Raw genomic sequence first — 1052 nt, 5'->3', positions numbered from 1 at the left:
GTCTATTCCTACACCAATGATCAAAAAAGAATCTGGTAATTTTTGATTCAAATATAAATTAAACAAGGCAGGGTAGATTTTTCGCTTAGCTAAATCCCCAGTTGCCCCAAATAAGACAAACGTCATAGAATCCACTTTTCATTCCTCCAYTTTTTCAAAGCATTTTYAAATRGAAAAWTGYYTGATTTTCTTCGTTTYCCCTACAAAACAACASGGATTTTCKCTATTGCGTTATCCTACTTTTGGATGTAAGWTTCGTTTATTTCTCCCAGCTTGTCCGGTAATAATGATWTCTCTTAATTGAGAATGTCCACATTTTGGACAGGTTTCATTATTTATGGTGATGRTKAGACATCTTTCACAAACTTTTCGCTGCTTAGTTTTGAACTTTCCCATGCGGACCTCTCCTTTCGTAAAAAGCAACAACATGTATAAATTATTAAATGAAGTTTCACTTCATCTCACCATACTTGTAGCAGTATTCCCTTAAGGTTTGGTAGTATTTTTTAAGCTCGCTATTACTTGAGCAAAATCAGTATATTACGTATGTTATACTTTTGAAAGTACGCACTTTATTAACATATAGATACATTCGTATAACATAGTGTTAAAAATAATACTATAAACTTGAATCCAATACCAAGCGTGAAAAGCCAAGGACAGCGATTATACAAGATTCGCTGCCCTTGGCTTTTTAGTAACTGATTCTTTTATTAAATGTTGTGTTTTTTCAACCTTTTAAATACGTAGAGATATAAAAAAACACGGACAGCATCTTTATTAAGATAGCTAACCGTGGTTTGTTAGTATATGAACTTTTTTACACTTTTTCGAACCTCTAGGAGAAACTCTTTTTTCTACTGAATAGACGATTTGTTTTCTGTTTCTTTTTCCAATACATTTTCAATATAATCTTTACCCCAGTCATACATAGCATCCAGAATAGGCATCAGACTTCTTCCATACTCAGTGAGTGAGTATTCAACTTTTGGTGGAACGACAGGATAGACTTCACGATGAACAATCAAATGGTCTTCAAGTTCGCGCAATTG

1 protein-coding gene and 1 pseudogene are annotated in these 1052 nt (G+C 33.5%); both read right to left on the bottom strand.

Annotated elements, in window-relative coordinates; all coding sequences use genetic code 11:
* Positions 1-135 (bottom strand): annotated as a pseudogene (locus AC1DIV_RS30045) (glucose-6-phosphate dehydrogenase); the annotation flags it as partial.
* 722 nt (positions 136-857) lie between these two features.
* Positions 858-1052, bottom strand: a 195-nt coding sequence (locus tag AC1DIV_RS30040; protein WP_477577948.1) for a winged helix-turn-helix transcriptional regulator, incomplete at its 5' end; no start/stop codon positions are given.

Source organism: Peribacillus sp. 05N428, from assembly GCF_056397085.1.
This window is presented reverse-complemented; position numbering and strand designations above follow the sequence as displayed.